General features: G+C 43.4%; 15 protein-coding genes and 2 pseudogenes. 13 read left to right on the forward strand and 4 right to left on the reverse strand.

Annotation, left to right across the window (positions count from 1 at the left end):
• Positions 1 to 80: 80 nt before the first annotated feature.
• Positions 81 to 854: a TorF family putative porin gene (locus HHA42_RS07455; RefSeq protein WP_168418670.1), complete on the forward strand. Its 774-nt coding sequence runs from the start codon at positions 81 to 83 to the stop codon at positions 852 to 854.
• Positions 855 to 877: 23 nt separating this feature from the next.
• Here HHA42_RS07455 and HHA42_RS07460 read toward each other — a convergent pair whose 3' ends face one another.
• Both HHA42_RS07460 and HHA42_RS07465 read right to left on the reverse strand, forming a co-directional pair.
• On the reverse strand, positions 878 to 2269 hold the full coding sequence (locus HHA42_RS07460; RefSeq protein WP_168461531.1) for an ATP-binding protein: 1392 nt from the start codon (positions 2267 to 2269) through the stop codon (positions 878 to 880).
• Positions 2270 to 2271: 2 nt separating this feature from the next.
• Positions 2272 to 2942: pseudogene (locus tag HHA42_RS07465) on the reverse strand (response regulator transcription factor).
• Between the two features lie 109 nt (positions 2943 to 3051).
• Here HHA42_RS07465 and dsbD point away from each other — a divergent pair.
• The 5 genes from dsbD to HHA42_RS07490 all read left to right on the forward strand — a co-directional run bounded on the left by dsbD (position 3052) and on the right by HHA42_RS07490 (position 8029).
• The gene (gene dsbD, locus HHA42_RS07470; RefSeq protein WP_168461532.1) at positions 3052 to 5034 is read left to right on the forward strand and encodes a protein-disulfide reductase DsbD; all 1983 of its coding nucleotides are present in this window, start codon (positions 3052 to 3054) and stop codon (positions 5032 to 5034) included.
• Complete coding sequence (locus HHA42_RS07475; protein ID WP_168418673.1) at positions 5031 to 5873, forward strand: TlpA disulfide reductase family protein; 843 nt, start codon at positions 5031 to 5033, stop codon at positions 5871 to 5873. The genes dsbD and HHA42_RS07475 overlap by 4 nt, the downstream gene beginning before the upstream one ends.
• 12 nt (positions 5874 to 5885) lie before the next feature.
• Positions 5886 to 6626 carry a thiol:disulfide interchange protein DsbG gene (dsbG, locus tag HHA42_RS07480; RefSeq protein ID WP_168418674.1) on the forward strand — a complete coding sequence of 247 codons (741 nt, stop codon included), beginning with the start codon at positions 5886 to 5888 and terminating at the stop codon, positions 6624 to 6626.
• 272 nt (positions 6627 to 6898) lie between these two features.
• Positions 6899 to 7822 (forward strand): Abi family protein, encoded by a 924-nt coding sequence (locus HHA42_RS07485; RefSeq protein WP_168418675.1) that lies wholly within the window; start codon positions 6899 to 6901, stop codon positions 7820 to 7822.
• Positions 7823 to 7825: 3 nt separating this feature from the next.
• Positions 7826 to 8029, forward strand: coding sequence for a hypothetical protein (locus HHA42_RS07490; RefSeq protein ID WP_127801575.1), 204 nt, complete (start codon positions 7826 to 7828; stop codon positions 8027 to 8029).
• Between the two features lie 153 nt (positions 8030 to 8182).
• Here the strand turns inward: HHA42_RS07490 and HHA42_RS07495 are convergent, their stop codons facing one another.
• Positions 8183 to 9190: an OmpA family protein gene (locus tag HHA42_RS07495; protein ID WP_168418676.1), complete on the reverse strand. Its 1008-nt coding sequence runs from the start codon at positions 9188 to 9190 to the stop codon at positions 8183 to 8185.
• A gap of 661 nt (positions 9191 to 9851) precedes the next feature.
• On the opposite strand from HHA42_RS07495, the gene HHA42_RS07500 reads away from it, so the two are divergent.
• The 6 genes and pseudogenes from HHA42_RS07500 (at position 9852) to HHA42_RS07525 (ending at position 14903) form a co-directional block, all read left to right on the forward strand.
• Complete coding sequence (locus HHA42_RS07500) at positions 9852 to 10838, forward strand: DUF1852 domain-containing protein (RefSeq protein WP_168418677.1); 987 nt, start codon at positions 9852 to 9854, stop codon at positions 10836 to 10838.
• A 28-nt stretch (positions 10839 to 10866) separates the two neighbouring features.
• The gene (locus HHA42_RS07505; RefSeq protein WP_168418678.1) at positions 10867 to 11895 is read left to right on the forward strand and encodes a methionine synthase; all 1029 of its coding nucleotides are present in this window, start codon (positions 10867 to 10869) and stop codon (positions 11893 to 11895) included.
• A 109-nt stretch (positions 11896 to 12004) separates the two neighbouring features.
• Positions 12005 to 12496 (forward strand): flavin reductase, encoded by a 492-nt coding sequence (locus HHA42_RS07510; RefSeq protein WP_160232475.1) that lies wholly within the window; start codon positions 12005 to 12007, stop codon positions 12494 to 12496.
• 41 nt (positions 12497 to 12537) lie between these two features.
• Positions 12538 to 13338 (forward strand): sulfite exporter TauE/SafE family protein, encoded by an 801-nt coding sequence (locus HHA42_RS07515; RefSeq protein WP_168418679.1) that lies wholly within the window; start codon positions 12538 to 12540, stop codon positions 13336 to 13338.
• 352 nt (positions 13339 to 13690) lie between these two features.
• A pseudogene (locus HHA42_RS07520) lies at positions 13691 to 14446 on the forward strand (TonB-dependent receptor plug domain-containing protein); the annotation flags it as partial.
• Between the two features lie 103 nt (positions 14447 to 14549).
• Positions 14550 to 14903 carry an alpha/beta hydrolase gene (locus HHA42_RS07525; protein WP_075168280.1) on the forward strand — a complete coding sequence of 118 codons (354 nt, stop codon included), beginning with the start codon at positions 14550 to 14552 and terminating at the stop codon, positions 14901 to 14903.
• 84 nt (positions 14904 to 14987) lie between these two features.
• On the opposite strand, the gene HHA42_RS07530 is transcribed toward HHA42_RS07525, so the two are convergent.
• Positions 14988 to 15923, reverse strand: a complete 936-nt coding sequence (locus HHA42_RS07530) for an alpha/beta fold hydrolase (RefSeq protein WP_104492492.1) — start codon at positions 15921 to 15923, stop codon at positions 14988 to 14990.
• A 250-nt stretch (positions 15924 to 16173) separates the two neighbouring features.
• On the opposite strand from HHA42_RS07530, the gene HHA42_RS07535 reads away from it, so the two are divergent.
• A complete protein-coding gene (locus HHA42_RS07535; RefSeq protein ID WP_075168278.1) occupies positions 16174 to 16710 on the forward strand; it encodes a TetR/AcrR family transcriptional regulator in 537 nt (178 codons plus the stop codon).
• Positions 16711 to 17098: the final 388 nt, after the last annotated feature.

Raw genomic sequence — 17098 nt, forward strand, 5'->3', positions numbered from 1 at the left:
ACATATCCAACCATCCGCACAGCTCACGGTCGGATGGTTGGCTGGGATTTTTACATTCAATCAGGTTAAATTTTAAAACAATGATTCCATTTACAAGAACGGTGGTCGCCGCCGGGTGTCTGTCATGTATCAGCATGTCCAGCTGGGCCAATGATGCATCCTCTTCCTCTATTGATGTGTCTGGTCAGCTGACTGCAGTATCCAAATATGTGTCACGCGGTCTGACCAATGCACCAGAAAATGAAGACTTGGCTTTGCAGGCCTCTTTAACCTTGGGTTATGGAAATTTTTATGCCGGTTATTGGGGCAGTACACTGGGTTATTCATACCGCGATTTACAGAAAGGTCGGCAATACAGCACCGATAAAATGGAACATGATTTTATTGTCGGGCATGTGTCAGATTTTAAAGGCCTGACTTGGGATCTGTGGAATGCGACCTATTATTATCCGGGTGGGGACAGCACCACCTCCAATGAACTGGGCCTGCGTGTCAGTAAAAACCTGAATGAGCAAGCTACACTAACCTTCGGCGTGTCGACCTATTTATATGATGTGGTGTATATGAATCAGGGCGATACCTATGTCAGCCTGAACTATGCCCATCAGCTCAGCGACAAATTAACTGGAAATCTGGCCGTTGCCGGTTCATATTTTAATGACTCCGGCAAATATGAAGGTCAGGAATTTTTAGATACCCAGACCGATACCGCTTTTCGTTTTGCCTCGGTCGGCCTGGATTATGCAGTTGCGCCGAATGTGAATGTCTTTTCCGACTTCATTCTGGGTGGCTATGACCGCAGTAAAATCAAACAGAAAAATCAGACGGTTTGGGGCTTAAGATATAGCTTCTAATCTGGTCCCCAAGCATCAACCCTTTAATTGAGCGTGGAAGAGGGTTGCTCCGGCCGAATGCGAATGCTTAAACCCTGAGGCGGGTTCAGGCTTAAATCCATCTGGTAGTGATGATGTTGGAGCAGCGCTTTCACCAAAGCCAGCCCTAAACCATGACCCTGTTGCTGGGCAGATTTACGCCAGAAGCGCCGGGTCATCTGGGTCAGTTCAGCGGCAGTCAGCCCCTGACCATCATCTTGTACCAGCAGTTGCTGATCATGCATGGCAATTGCAATCCGGCTTAAGCCTTGGGCATGTAACAGGGCATTTTCCAGCAGATTTTTCAGGATGGTCTGCAAGCTCAGCGGTGGTAGTTGCAGGGTCTGCAGATTTTCCCAATCGACCTGCAATACGCTATTTAAATGCGGATAAACCGGACTTAATTCTTCTATCACTTGTCTTAAAACCGGCGCGACTTCGGTGGTATCTGAATCTGGGGCAGCTTGCGCAGCGTCATGATCGGTCTGGCTCAGTAATAACAATTGTTCCAGCAACTGCTGATAGCGCCAGATACTGTTTTCGGCCTGTTTCAGGTTTTCAATCAGCTTGCTGGCCTGCGCCGGATTTTGCTCGACCATCATCCGGCTGAGTTGTACATGGGTTTTAATTGCAGTTAAAGGACTACGCAGTTCATGCGCGGCATAGGCGGTAAACAGTTTTTCATTTTCCAGACTATGGTGCAGGTTCTGAATCAGCTGATTGGAATTATCGACAAAAGGCTGGACTTCTTTGGGAATTTTACGCGCATCTAGATGTTGCAGATAATGCGCCGCATCTGACAGCGAATGCTGTTTATCTGCCAGTTGCTGGGCCATATCATCTAAAGGGCGGAATTCTTTACGCAGAATATGAATCACCAGCGCCATACAGATCAGTAGCGATAACACCAGCGGAATCAGCACCGATTGCAGAATCTGTTGCAATAAAGAGGCTCTAAGCACCAGCCGTTCTGCGGCCACCACCTGAATATCACCTTTACGCAGCACATAACTGCGCCATTCCACACCATTTTCCTGCCAGGTACTAAAGCCCGGTTGCTGTCCGGTTAGCTGCGCCGGCGCACCGCGGGTGCGAGCCACCACATACGGCCCCAAGGTAATATCCGAGCTAAACACCGACACCTCACAGGCAATCAGGTTTTGCGCATGATACTGTTCGGCCACCTGTTTTAAGGAATCGGGATTAATTTCCTGGAGCGGCAAATGCTGAATCAGCCGCGCCACCATTTGTGCAGAGGCAAACAGGCGCTGATCCAGCGTATCTTGCAGCCGCTGCTGCAAATCATAATACAGCCAGCAAAACACCAGACTCCACAGGCTAAGAAACACCACCATAAACATGCTGACCAGCCGCCATTTTAAACTGTAGTTCTGCATATTCAGCTCTCGGTTTCCGGTACTTTAAACATATAGCCCACACCACGAATGGTCTGAATCAGCTGCGGCTCTAGTTTCTGGCGTAAATGATAAATATGCACATTCAGCGCGTTGCTCTCGATACTGTCCTGATAGCCATACAGTTTATCGAGCAGCTGTTCATTTTTTAAAATCTGGTTGGGATGGCTCATCAGGGTTTCCAGCAGGCTGTATTCACGCCGTGACAGAGTCACCGGCTGCTGCTGGAACGTCACTTCCTGGGTATCGCGGTTTAACTGCAAATCGCCCAGTTGTAACAGATTGGAAGAAAAACCTCGATTACGCCGTGCCAGCGCATGAATACGGGCAATCAGCTCATCCAGTTCAAAGGGTTTGGTCAGGTAGTCATCGGCCCCCAGATTTAAGGCTTCTACACATTGCCGGGTTTGATGCCGGGCGGTAAAACCAGTACCGGCAGATGAATTTCATCCTGGCGCCACTGCTGCAGCAGTTCCAGACCATCCTGATCGGGCAGGCCCAAATCCAGCAGGCACAAATCGACCGCACTTTGCCGGATAAAATAATCGGCAGCACGCGCAGTAGCCACATGCTCGACTGAAATATTTAAATAGTCCAGCGCTGAACAGATACTTTGGGCAATATAAGGATCATCTTCGACCAGAACCACAAACATAGTTACTCTCCACCTGAAATCCTATTTTATAAATAATGAGCTATGTTAATGTTCTCTTAATTTAATCTTTTTAATAATGAATCGGGTTTTCTACAGAAAAATGGACGTCATGATTACGCGTGTAAGTGCTTTGCTTGTGGTTCTTTGTGCATTCTGGCCAGTTTGGTCACAGGCGCAGGAGTTCTTGCCACCCGATCAAGCGTTTCAGTTTCAGGCGCGTTCTATTAGCGATGATCAGGCGGAACTGCGCTGGACCATCGCCGAAGATTATTATTTATATCATGATCAGCTACAGGTGCGTAGCGATGCTGGTGCGCTAAAATTACAGCTGCCGGTCCCGGAAGATAAGAACGATCCGACCTTTGGCCAGACCAAGGTGCATTATCATCAGGTCAAGACCACGATTACGGTCGCGCCAAACCAGCAATTTAAAATTCAGTGGCAGGGCTGTGCCGAAAGCGGTTTATGTTATCCGGTGCAACGCGCCACCATTCAGACCGATGCGCAAGGCTTGTTGCCCCAGTCAGATGCGCCTTCAAGCGAACGGCGTTTATTAAGTGCCGCCAAACCGGTCGCGCTGGATGCACCGGCTAAAATTGAAGCGGCACCAAGTAAACCTGAAAAAACAGTACTGACAACTACATCTGCTGCCGCCGAAGAAGCAGTCATTGAAAATGAGTCGATTGCCGCAGTAGAGAATACAGAGCCGACAAAACTCACTGATGCTGTCGCGGCTTCAGAAATTTCAGTCGTAGCGTCTAATCCGGTGCCGGCCAGTGAAATCGCAGGCGAGACACAAACGGCAGCCACCGCATCATTACAATCTGAATGGAACAACGACCAGTATTTTTTCAATTTACTCTCGGAACATCATTTATTTGTTAATCTACTGATTTTTTTAGGTTTTGGTATTTTACTGGCCTTTTTACCTTGTTCTTTGCCACTGATTCCAATTCTGTCCGGTATTCTGGTACAGCGTCATCGCGGTTATCGTGCTGCGTTGATTGCGCTGGCTTTTGTGCTGGGTATGGCCGCAGTGTATGCGGTGATGGGACTGGCAGTTGCGCAACTGGGCTATAGTTTCCAGCGCTGGTTCCAAAGCCCGATCTTTATTGGCATTTTTGCGGTGCTATTTATCTTGTTTGCCTTGAACCTGTTTGGGGTGTATCAGCTGTCCTTACCACAAGGTTTATTACAACGACTGGACCGATGGCAGCAAAAACAGCAGGGCGGTACGCTGGTCGGTGCTGCGTTAATGGGGATGATTTCCGCGCTGATTGTAGGTCCGTGTATGAGCGCGCCTTTGGCTGGTGCTTTGCTGTTCGTATCGCAGTTGGATCAGCCGGTACTCGGCGCGACCTATCTGTTTGTACTGGGTCTGGGCCTCGGGATTCCTTTATTTATTGCCGCTGTATTTGGCGCCAAATATTTACCGAAACCGGGTATGTGGATGGACCGGTTGAAATTCAGTTTCGGCTTTTTAATGCTGGCGCTGGCGGTTTATTTCGCCCGCCCATTGCTGCCGACTGTGGCCTATTTCCTGTTGATGGGCATTATTTTCCTGGCACTGGCGATTTACTGCTTCGATTTAATCCGCAGACATCTGCAAGGCAAAATCTCGCGTGTTGGCGTTATTGTACTGGCGCTGGCCATGACCGCTATTAGTATTTGGCATATTCAACATGGCCTTCAGCAGATGGGTGCAGTCCATGCCCAACAAACACTCAGCTGGCAAAAGGTGCATACCCAGCAGGAACTGGTACAGCTGCTACAGCAAAACAGTGGACGCAGTATCGTGATTGATGTCTATGCCGACTGGTGTGTGGCCTGTCAACCGGTAGAAAATGAAGTCCTGCCCCGTACCGATGTACAGGCAGCCTTGCAGGATGTGGTACGGATTAAACTGGATTTAACCGAGTATCATCCATCTCAAGATGAATTACTGCGTGACTGGCAGATTCTTGGTCCACCGACCATGATTTTCCTGGACAGTCAGCAGCAGGAACAGCGTACTTTACGTTTAACTGGTACCTTTAGCGCGACCCAACTTATTCAGCGCTTACAGCAACTTCAGCAGGCAAAAACACCATGATGGTTTCTGCAACGGCGCTGCATATAGGCCCACTGATGTTGCCGTGGCAGATTGTGCTGCTGCTCACCGGATTAGTGCTGGTGTATGGGGCAGGGCGATATTTCAGACACAAACAGCAATGGCCTGAACCTAGCTGGTGCATCTTTAGTGACAGCTTGTGGACATCATTGTGGGTGGGATTAATTGCCGCACGACTGGTTTTTGTGCTGATGCATGCCGATCTTTATCTGGCGACACCACTGGATATAATCAAGATTCAGGACAAAGGCTTTCATTTTTATGGTGGATTGATTGCCGGCATTGGGTGGTTTCTATGGAAAAACCGGGCATTGGCCAATCTGCCTAAAGCGATATTGATCGCGCTATTTGTTGCGATCCAGCTTTGTCTGAATTGGGGTATTCAAACGGTCTTGCCACAGCAGAATCAGTATCCTGATCTGCAATTTCAAAATTTACAGCAGCAACAGGTGCCACTACAGCACTGGGTCAGCAAACCGACCGTCATTAACCTGTGGGCCAGCTGGTGTCCGCCGTGTCACCGGGAAATGCCGGTTTTACATCAGGCCCAGCAGGATTATCCGGACATTCATTTTGTAATGCTGAATCAGGGCGAAACGACTGACACCGTACAGGATTATTTGCGTCAGCATGGTTTTAATTTCCAGCATGTCCTGTTTGATCCTCAAGGTGACATGGCCACCCAGATGAATATGTATGGCTTGCCAAGCACCTTGTTCTTTAATGCACAAGGACAGCTCGTGCATCGGCATATGGGCGAACTGACCCAGCCGATGCTGCGTCGCTATATCAATGATCTTTCTGCTCCATCTTCAAAATAACAGGAAATTCTCATGAAAATGATCTATCCCGCTGCGTTGTTCCTGCTGCTGTTAAATACGACAGCATTTGCCCAGACTGATCTGAAAAAACAGATTGAGCAGGAAGGCTTTAAATTTATCAAACAGATTGAAGCGCCAGAAAAAATGACCGGATGGGCCGGGCATATGCAGCAAAGTCCGGCGACCGTGTTTATTTCCAATGACCAGAAATATTACATTATTGGCGATTTGCACAATGCCAAGGGTGAGAACCTGACCATCAAAGCGCTTGAAACCCATGTCAAAGACGCCGTGCTGGATGATGTCTGGAAAAGTCTGGAAAACTCCACCTGGATTCAGGACGGACAAAAAGATGCGCCGCGGATTGTATATGTATTTTCAGACCCGAATTGTCCGTATTGCCATACCTTCTGGCAAAAGGCACGTCCGTGGGTGAAGGCGGGGAAGGTACAGCTTAGACATATTCAGGTGGCAGTCATTCGTGATGAGAGTCGCGGGCAAGTGGCAACCATGCTGATGGCTAAAAATCCACAGCAGGTGTTTACCAGTTACAATGCTAACAAAGGGCAAAACAAGTTAAAAATTACCAAGAATATCCCTGCTGATATTGCTGCAAAAATAGATGCCAATCAGGAACTGATGGCTAAATATGGTTTCTTTGCCACTCCGTCGATGGTGTGGAAAAACCAGCAAGGCGAGTTTAAGTCCGCCCAAGGGATGATGGAGGATTTAAGAGAGATTTTTGAGAAGTAAAAGGTTCATGAACAATGGCAGATGTTGTTTAGGTTAGCGCTTGGGGCGTAAAAAATCTTCCCCTTGTGGAATGCTGTTCCTCACCTCTTTAATAAAGAGGGGTTAGGGGAGATTAGATATAAAAAAGACTGTCGCTAAGGGCAGTTTTTGATCATAACTTGCTAATAATGACAATTGTCGCTATTATGTACTTAATACAGCCGCCACGCTTAGTTCTTCTTTTGAAGTCCGCGCAACCTTGGCGGTTTTTTATGCCTCGATTTTAGTGAATTATGTTAAAACCTTATAATAAAAAGCCTTTATCATATGCTGAGCAAGTGCATCATCTACAGTCTAAAGGATTGAGTATTCATAATGTTGCTTGGGCTGAAGGAATATTGGCAAAATATGGTTATTATCGCTTAAGTGCATATTGGTATCCTTACCGAATAAGGTCAGGAAATAATGTCTTAGATCGATTCAAGCCGGGCACTTCGTTTGAAAAAATTGTGCAATTATATGAATTTGATACTGAATTACGATTACAAATATTCGGTGCTATCGAAATTATAGAAACGTTTTTACGAACGAAATTAACGTATTATCTCGGTCATCAATATGGTGCATTTGGTATCTACAATGCACAAAATTTTTATCCCAAATTTAACCATAGAAAATTTTTAGAAACATGCAACAAAGAAGTTGGACGCTCTAAAGATACGTTCATCCAGCATTTTCAACAAAATTATGATGGTTTTCCTCAAATCCCAATCTGGATGCTGACAGAAGTTTTAAGTTTTGGTTCATTGTCATTTTTATATAGTGGTTTAATAAATAATAAGGCTAACAATAAAGAAGATAAGAAAGCAATCGCACAGCATTTTTCTTTGCATCATGAAAAATTAGCTGAATGGTTGCATATATTGACCTATGTGAGAAATATTTGTGCCCATCATGGACGGTTATGGAATAAAGAATTAGCTATTAAATCTAAAGCCGACAAAGATCCAAATTGGCAATCACCGATTACACCGACGAATAAACGTATCTTCTATGTACTCTTAATCTTAAAAACCTTGCTAAGACCGACAGGATTTGATTCAGAGTGGTGCTATCAATTGAATAAACTCTTAAAACCTATTGTGAAAGATGAAAATTGGCGTGTTGCGATGGGTTTTCCTGGTAATTGGGAAGAACATCCTATTTGGAGCTTATGAAATATGGTAAAAAAAATACCAGAATTTTTAGAAGGTCGTAGCCCTGATCGTCAAAATCGCATTTTGGAAAATACAAAAATAATCTTAAAAGATTGTGTTATGGATGAGGTTTATTTATTACAACTAGCAGAAAAAGCGAAAAGTGAAGAAACTATCAGGATAACTTTAGCTGACTTAAGAGTTCGAGTTCACAAAAACCGCACTTAAAAGTTTGATAAGCTGAAACCGCGTATCGCTTAGTCTATCAAGTCATTGACGCCAAAATTGTGGTGCTTGTTTTAGACGTTGACTGCCGTGACACCATTTTTAAAAAGATGTAAAAAAGACCGCTATATTGCGGTCTTTTTAGTATTTAGACTTTTATAATTTCACCAACTCCACCCGACGGTTTTTCGCCTTACCATCTTCAGTCGCATTATCTGCAACAGGCTGAGTATCCCCAAAACCTTTGGCTGTCAGACGATTTGTATCAATGCCTGCTTTGGTTAGAGCAGTCACCACAGCTTGCGCACGTTGCTCAGACAATTTTAAATTATGCGCCGCATCGCCTGTATTATCAGTATGTCCGTAAATGCCAAGTTTTAAATCATCGTTATCTTTCAGTAAAGCAATAATCTGATCTATTTGTTCTTGTGAGTCTGGCAAAATATCGGCTTGATCTGTGGCAAAGTTAATTTGCACACTCACTTTACTGTCCTGATCCAGACTTTGTTTCAGTGCACCTGAAGTCAGTGCTTTGGCAGTGATATTTAAGGGCTGACTTTCCGCTACCATTAAACCCATATAGTGGCCAGATTGTGCCAAATGGAACCAAATATTTTTATCCGCTTGTCGAATCACATACGTTTGCGCAGGGTAATTATAAATATCAGCCAAACCTGAACCATGTTGCACCCGAATGGCATCAGGCAGACTGTTGGCAAGCTCTTTGGGGATTTGACTATTGGCAACTTCTACACCACCAAGCTGTTTAATTACCGCATCAAGATTACGCTGTATTTCTAAATAACTGCCTTCTTTATAATCTGATTTAGCGGTAATACCCGAACTAAACAGTTTTCCCTCAACCCAGTGAAAGTCATGTCCTGTCCAAAACGGCACACGTTCAAAATTTCGTTTTTCATCATTCTGATAGCGATAGCCCTCTGGTAATGCAATATAAGGAAACTCACCAAGCACTGCGGTCGAAATGGGGATGTTATTCAGGTCAAAATCAGAGCTGGCTTTGGCAGTTTCATTTGCATCTGATGTGATTTCAGAAGTACTGACTTCAGTTTCAGCCTGATCAGAAGTCGGTTTGGCACAGCCATACATAAGTGCCAGTACACAACTTAAACTTAGCCCCAAGATTATTTTTTGAAAAGTCATCGGATATTTCCTTATTTTACTGATCTTAATATTCTGCTTGTATTTTAAGCAGTATAGCTGAGCCGGTTTAAATTTTCATTTTTTATAGAGGCTGAGCGTCGCTAAGTCGTTTCTCAAGGAAATTGGGCTACAGGAGATCGTTGCATCCATTCGTTCAATATAAAAGGTAAATCACTGATCATTTACAAGCTTAACGCCTTGATTTTTCCTCATCTTCAACTGAGCCAAATTCATGTTGATGCTTTTATAGATATTTTTATATAAGCGCCGTTTGACCTAAACAGACCAGATCCAAATATTTAGGCGAGCCAATTTTTTATTCCATCAAGAAGCTCATTTTCTTCAACAAAATGTGAAGATACTTAGCTAAAATAAAAATTATAAATAATTGTTTTTATTATAATTTTAAAATTTGTTTTGATTTTAAATCTAGCATTGCTTTGACTTTTTCCTGCTAGAAAAAAAGGACTCGAGTGACAACTAATAGGGCAGTCTATTTTTCTGTTCTCTTTCCTTAAATAACGATATTAAAACCTCAACATGAATTTTATTCATTATTGACTTAGATTAAATCATTTTTATTCATCTTAGGGTTCACGTATAACTAAAACCAGAAAGACATTCAGATTTTTATTTTTAGATATTTAAAGCGGTGGAACAGATGAGTCAACAGTTTGCATGTTCAATTCAACGTATTCGTTTTGATGAAAACTATCAACCAGCGGACAGTACCCGTTTAACAACCAACTTTGCCAATCTGGCGCGTGGCGAAAGCCGTGAACAGAACCTGCGTAATACGCTGCGCATGATCAATAACCGTTTTAATGCCTTGGCACATTGGGATAATCCGAAGGGTGACCGTTATTCACTGGAAATTGATATTGTATCTGCAGATCTTGATGTCGAAGGCAATGGTAACGCCTTTCCAGCCATTGAAATGCTGAAATCGACGATTGTTGATCATCGTACCAATCAGCGTATTGAAGGCATGATCGGAAACAGTTTTTCATCGTATGTACGTGATTATGACTTTAGCGTGCTTTTATTGTCCCAAGGCCATAAAGCCGGGGAAATGCCTGACAACTTTGGTGATTTGCACGGCAAGCTGTATCAGTACGTGGTGAATTCCGAGGCGTTCCAGTCACAGTTTAATAAACAGCCGGTGATCTGCCTGAGCGTATCGACCACCAAAACCTATTATCGTACCGCCAATGTTCATCCGGTGCTGGGTGTTGAATATCAGCAAAATGAATACTCAAGAACAGATCATTATTTCGCAAAAATGGGTTTAACCGTTCGCTATTTTAAACCGGAAAATAGTGCTGCACCTTTGGCGTTCTATTTTAGCGGTGATTTATTGGCAGATTATACCGATCTTGAATTAATCAGCGCGATTAGCACCATGGAAAGCTTCCAGAAGATTTATCGTCCTGAAATTTACAATGCCAACTCGACTGCTGGTCAGGTCTATCAACCTAGTCTTGAGTACTCGGATTATTCCTTAACGCAAATTGTCTATGACCGTGTCGAGCGTAGCCAGCTGGCCGTAAAACAGGGCAAGTGGACAGAAGAACACTTTATCAAACCGTATCAGCACATTCTGGAACAGTGGGCTGCCAGCTACACCGTAGAAACCAACGCTGCTTAATTCAACGTATAGAGATAGAAGATTAAAGATGAGCATTTTACTCCCAACTTCAACCGCAGGCAGCTTACCGAAACCGTCTTGGCTGGCAGAACCGGAACAACTCTGGTCGCCGTGGAAACTTGAAGGCGATGCACTACGTGAAGCCAAACAGGATGCCTTGAGCCTGTCACTGCATGAACAGTTACTGGCCGGGATTGATATTGTCAGTGATGGTGAACAAACCCGTCAGCATTTTGTCACCACCTTTATTGAACATCTCGAAGGTGTGGATTTTGAAAAACGGGAAACGGTGCGTATCCGTAACCGTTATGATGCCAACGTACCTTCGGTGATCGGTGAAGTAACCCGGAAACAGCCAGTGTTTGTGAAAGATGCCAAGTTTTTACGCAGCCAGACCACTCAGCCAATTAAATGGGCTTTGCCGGGTCCAATGACCATGATTGATACCCTGTACGATGGTCATTACAAAAGCCGTGAAAAACTGGCCTGGGAATTTGCCAAAATCCTGAATCAGGAGGCAAGGGAACTCGAAGCGGCTGGGGTCGATATTATCCAGTTTGATGAACCTGCTTTTAACGTGTTCTTTGATGAAGTCAATGACTGGGGCGTGGCCACACTGGAACGCGCACTGGAAGGACTGAAATGCGAAACCGCCGTGCATATCTGTTATGGCTATGGCATTAAAGCCAATACCGACTGGAAAAAAACCTTAGGCTCTGAATGGCGACAATATGAAGCCGTATTCCCGAAATTGCAACAATCCAAAATTGATATTGTATCGCTGGAATGCCAGAACTCGCGCGTACCGATGGACCTGATTGAGCTGATCCGTGGCAAAAAAGTCATGGTTGGCGCTATTGATGTGGCCACCAACCAGATTGAAACCGCAGAAGAAGTGGCCAATACCTTGCGTAAGGCCTTGCAATTTGTCGATGCCGACAAGCTTTATCCATCGACCAACTGTGGTATGACGCCGTTATCACGTCAGGTGGCGCAAGGTAAACTGCGTGCTTTAAGCGCTGGCGCCGATATTGTGCGTCAAGAATTGAGTGCTTAACGCGCAGGTACATCATGTGGCAGAGCTGATGGGAATGGATGGAAAACATCTGGCCCATCCGCTTAACAACCATTTCAAGCATAACCCAAGAAAATGAAGGAATCCGGTGATGATTGAAGCAGCAGACTTTAGAAATGCCATGTCTTTGCTCAGCAGCGCGGTCAATGTGGTGACCACGGCTGGGGCATCTGGTGTGCATGGATTTACCGCATCTGCCGTGTGTAGTGTAACCGATACACCACCGACCTTATTGGTTTGCATGAATCAGACCTCACGTTCACACGCCCATTTTATTGAAAATAAAGTCTTGAGCGTGAATGTGCTAGGCGCGCAGCATCAGCAGATCTCCAATGTCTTTGCTTCCAAAATGAAGTCTGAAGAGCGCTTTCAATATGGAACCTGGACCGAACTGGAAACCGGCGCACCGGTGTTAACAGATGCCTTGACCAGCTTTGATTGCGAGATTGAGCAGATTCAGCAGGTGGGTACGCATAGCATTTTTATGTGCCGTGTGCTGGCCATTCAGCACAGTCAGCAAGAACATGGTCTGGTGTATTTTAATCGTGCCTATCATCAGGTTGGTGAGCTGGAACTTGCTTAAGGCGCCTTGTCTTTAATTTCAAATTATTCAGTCAGTATTTCGTGGAAATTATCATTTTTTTAATTATCGGGGCATGCGCAGGTTTTGCCGCTGGGCTGTTTGGGGTCGGTGGCGGAACAATCATTGTACCACTGTTATATATCGTGTTTATGCAGATGGGTTATAGTCCGGATGTGATTATGCATTTGGCTTTAGGTACATCGCTAGCAACTATTGTGATCACCTCTATCAGTTCATTGATGGCGCACCATAAGAACGAGGCAGTGCTGTGGCCAGTCTTTAGACATCTAGCTCCGCCTATGGCCATTGGATGCTTTTTCGGTGCAGGGATTGCCGGTTTAATTTCGGGCTTACATTTGCAGATTGTGGTAGGAATCTTTCTGATCTGGGTGGCGTATACCATGTTTACAGGTAGCAAAAAGCCGGCAGAGCAGGGGCGAACCTTGCCCTCAACCGGTCAACAAATCGCTGCAGGTTCGGGAATTGGTTTTGCTTCAGCCATCTTTGGGGTTGGCGGTGGCAGCTTGACCGTACCGTATCTCAACCGTTATGGCGTGGTCATGCAACAGGCAGTAGGCACATCTGCAGCCTGTGGTTTCCCCATTGCAGTTGCCGGTGCTTTGGGATTTATGATTTTTGGGATGCAGGCGCAGGTGAATGTGCCCAATACTATTGGCTTTGTTCATATTTATGCTTTTCTTGGTATTAGCATTATGAGTTTCTTTACTGCCAAACTTGGGGCGAAAACAGCACATGCATTATCGCCACAAATCCTGAAAAAATGTTTCGCCGTGTTATTGGTGATTGTGGGCTGTTTCTTTCTGGTTAAGGGTTTGGGTTAAGCTGAAGGCAATTGGAAGATAACGAATACGCTCATAATAGTGGTTTGATTATAGAGCGTATGCTTCTTAGCAGATTCATGATCTAAATAATTATCTTTAGAAGGAGCTTCCTGTTCAATTTGGATTACTTGATTTACTTAGAAGAAGTCGGTTACCTCAATTAAAAATAGATCAATAAATATTAATTTTTTTCATTTCAAAGCAGTGTTCATTGTCTGTTTTATGAAATTTTTCCTGTGAAGTTTCAAGCCAGGAAAGTACTCAATAAAATTTTTAAATAATAATTTTACATCATTAATAATAATGATTATCATTTGCCGCAAAATTAACAATTGCAATCTAGGGAATGAAAATGCGGCGATCTCAATTTAATCTTTGTCTTCTCACAATCGCTATTTCTATGCATCTTTATGCAAAAGAGAGTAGCCCAGCAGCTGCACCAGAAAAACCGGATATCACTCAACTTTCAACAATGGTGATGACCGCCACACGTACACCTAAAACAATCGCCGAGATCGCAGGGACAGTACAAACCATTCATGGCGAAGCAATTGTTCAACAAGCTGGCGCAGGTCGAAAAGTCGCGGATATTTTAGCGCAGCTTGTACCATCTTTAGCACCTAGTAGTGGAACTACAAGTAATTATGGTCAGACCATGCGTGGACGTAATGTACTGGTCATGATTGATGGAGTTTCACAGACAGGTTCACGGGATATTGCACGTCAACTGAATAGTATTAGTCCAAATATGATTGACCATATTGAGGTGGTTTCCGGCGCATCCAGTATTTATGGTTCAGGTGCAACTGGCGGTATTATTAATATTATTACCAAACGCACAGATAAATCTGAACCCGTAAGTTTTCAAACCAAGCTGGGCATCACATCAGCCGATAATTTCCGCCGTGACGGTTTAACTTACCAAGTGGGTCAAACTGCCTCATTTAGTAATGATCAAGTGGATGGATTTTTAGGCCTAGATTATACCCGCCGAGGTTCTCGATTTGATGGTCGAGGAAAGCGTATTTCATTAAGTCCTTGGCAGGGTAGCACAATGGATACCGATACCCTTGACATCAATGGCCGCTTAAACTTTGACTTAACAGATACGCAAACTTTCAGTGTAGGGTTACCCTAAACGTTATCTTTTGCCTGCAACCTATTTAACAATCACTGACTTATTCTATAGTCTATTTGGTAAGGCAAAATTGATGAAGGTCGTGGCAAAAAGTCGGTTTGCAGTCCTATCAGGTTCGGATTGTTATCAGGGTTATTATTCATTAGTTGAGGAAAACCAAAACTGGGATAACCAAGTTCCTGCACGAATCGTCCTCACTATTCCATTTTATCGCCCCATTTCCGTAAGTCATAAAATTCAGACCCCCACCTTAATGATTGGAGCAAAGCAAGACTCTTTAATTCCAATATCAAGTACACGCAAAACGGCGCAACAATCAAAGTCAATCCGCTATTTAGAAGAAGACTGTGGGCATTTTGATCTGTTTCATGCACCCTTTATCGATCGCATCCAATCGCAACATATATCATTTCTACAGCAGCTTTAATTTAAAAATTTTCTATCGATCGCTTTAAAGAAATAGCCTTATCCAGGGATAAGGCTATTTTAGCTGTTATAAGCGGTATGGCATTTATACGTGTGCTCTTGAAGACTTTAAGCTGTTTAAAAAGTCCAACTGATAACTTAAATTTTGTGAGAAGTATGGTTCAAAATAAGGGTCAAAATGGTCCGCTTCAATTTTCTTCATTTGAATGAAAGGATTTTTTACCTTTTCAATCTTTTTAGCTACGAACGGAGCGACGGTATCTTGAGTTGCCCCTACAATCAACATAGGTACTTTGACCTGCTTTAAACGTTTCCATGGGCGATAGAATCCCATAGTCAAAAGCGAACGTGCAGTAACACGATTATCATAGTCTATATTCAATTTCTCTTTAGCAAGTTCCATGGCATTCCAGGCCTGATCACGATCCATCGCTCCTAATTGACCCGGTTGTGACACAGTTGGAATGCAAATTCGTTCACCTGGTTTAATTCTGTCCGCTAAACCATACCCTAAAAATTTAAACATTTGGGGTAGAGGTACAGAACGTACTGTACTGATGCCATCTAGCATAGGAACTTGAATAATGGCACCTTTTAATTCAGGGTGTTCTGCTACTAGATCCACCACATGTCCACCACCAAATGAAGTACCCCAGGCAATAATATTGTCAGCATCCACCTGAGGCATAGACTTCAAATGGGATAATGCTTTATTAACGGTTTTTACTCTCTTCCACGGATTAATATCCTGACGCGGCAGACCTCCACTTAATCCCCAGCCTGGATAATCAAATTCCATCACAGCATAACCTTGGGTAACAAAGTGATTGATGAAAGAATCGGTCAATGCACCTTGAATACTTCCCCAACCACCTACCATTAAAACAGCAGGCAGCTTTTGTGTTGCTGACTCTTTAGGTACATGTAATGTTGCTGAGCACATATCACCTTCAGTTAGGAAGTTAGACTCATAGACTGATTTTTCAATATGTGAGGTATCAGGATATTTACGGTTTGACATATATTTTGGCCTGCTCTTAGATTTCTTGATGGCTGCCTTCCATCTTATTTCTTGTTAAAAATGCACCAGAAAATTAAATTTATTTTGATCAATCAGTAGTGCATTATTATTCTTTTACATTATCTTGAATGTTGTTCAAGATAGTATGATTTAACTATATTCTTGAATAGCATTCAAGAAGAATTTACGATACTGCTTTGATCCGTTTTATGTGATAGCACCTTAATTTTTAGTAGAGTAGGAAAACTGAATGGCCCGTAATAAACGTGTACAAGATCGGGAAGAAAAACAACAAGAGATCATTGATGCTGCACGTTCGTTGTTTTTAACCGAAGGGTATGATGCGACTTCCATGAGTCGTATTGCTGTTGAAGCTAGAGTTGCCCCAAATACCATTTACTGGTATTTCAAAAATAAAGATGAATTATTGGTTAGCATCCTGAATGCTGAGTTAACCAAGCATGTAAATGAATACATGTTGCAATCATCAAAGGATCTTTCTGAACGTTTAATCTGGGTAGTGGATCAACTGCAATTAGTTGATCGCTTGGTGAGTACTGTGCATGCTAGACTGAAATTTTCGACAGAACTAAAGGAGTGGCATGAGAGATTCCATGTCATGGTGGAGGCATTGTTTCGTTTAGAGCTACAGAAGATAGGAATGTCCGCTGATCAAATTGAGCCTAGAGTAAAAATAGCTGTATTCACCATTGAAGGTCTTTTAGCTCATCAGTTATCTGAACCAGAGAAGCGGGCCGTTTGTGCAGCATTAGTTGCGAGTGCTTAAGTTAAATATGCTGATATAGAACCGTCAGACCCAATTCTTATTTAGTTTTAATTTCTAAGGAAAATTTCAAAAGGCTTGGCAGTTGACATAAGCAATTTAATGGCTTACAGCCAAAGTTAGCTAAGTAATTCATTGCGAAAACTTTCAAAGGAATACTCCTAGGGCTATCAAATCCTCAAGGAAGCTATATTCAAAGCCGGCAAGATTCATAAGTTTTGGTGAATAGCCAATTCAGGTGAGAGTAAGATAAATATGAACTTATTGTATGGTGAATGGTATTTAACATAATATTGATTATACGCAATTGCGTTTGTAACTCCAAAATAGAAATGTCCGGTTTCTCCAAAGTAAAAATGTCCGCTTTTAGAATATGCACTTTTGCAATTTC

It is taken from the genome of Acinetobacter sp. A3 (assembly GCF_012371415.1).
GTDB lineage: Bacteria > Pseudomonadota > Gammaproteobacteria > Pseudomonadales > Moraxellaceae > Acinetobacter.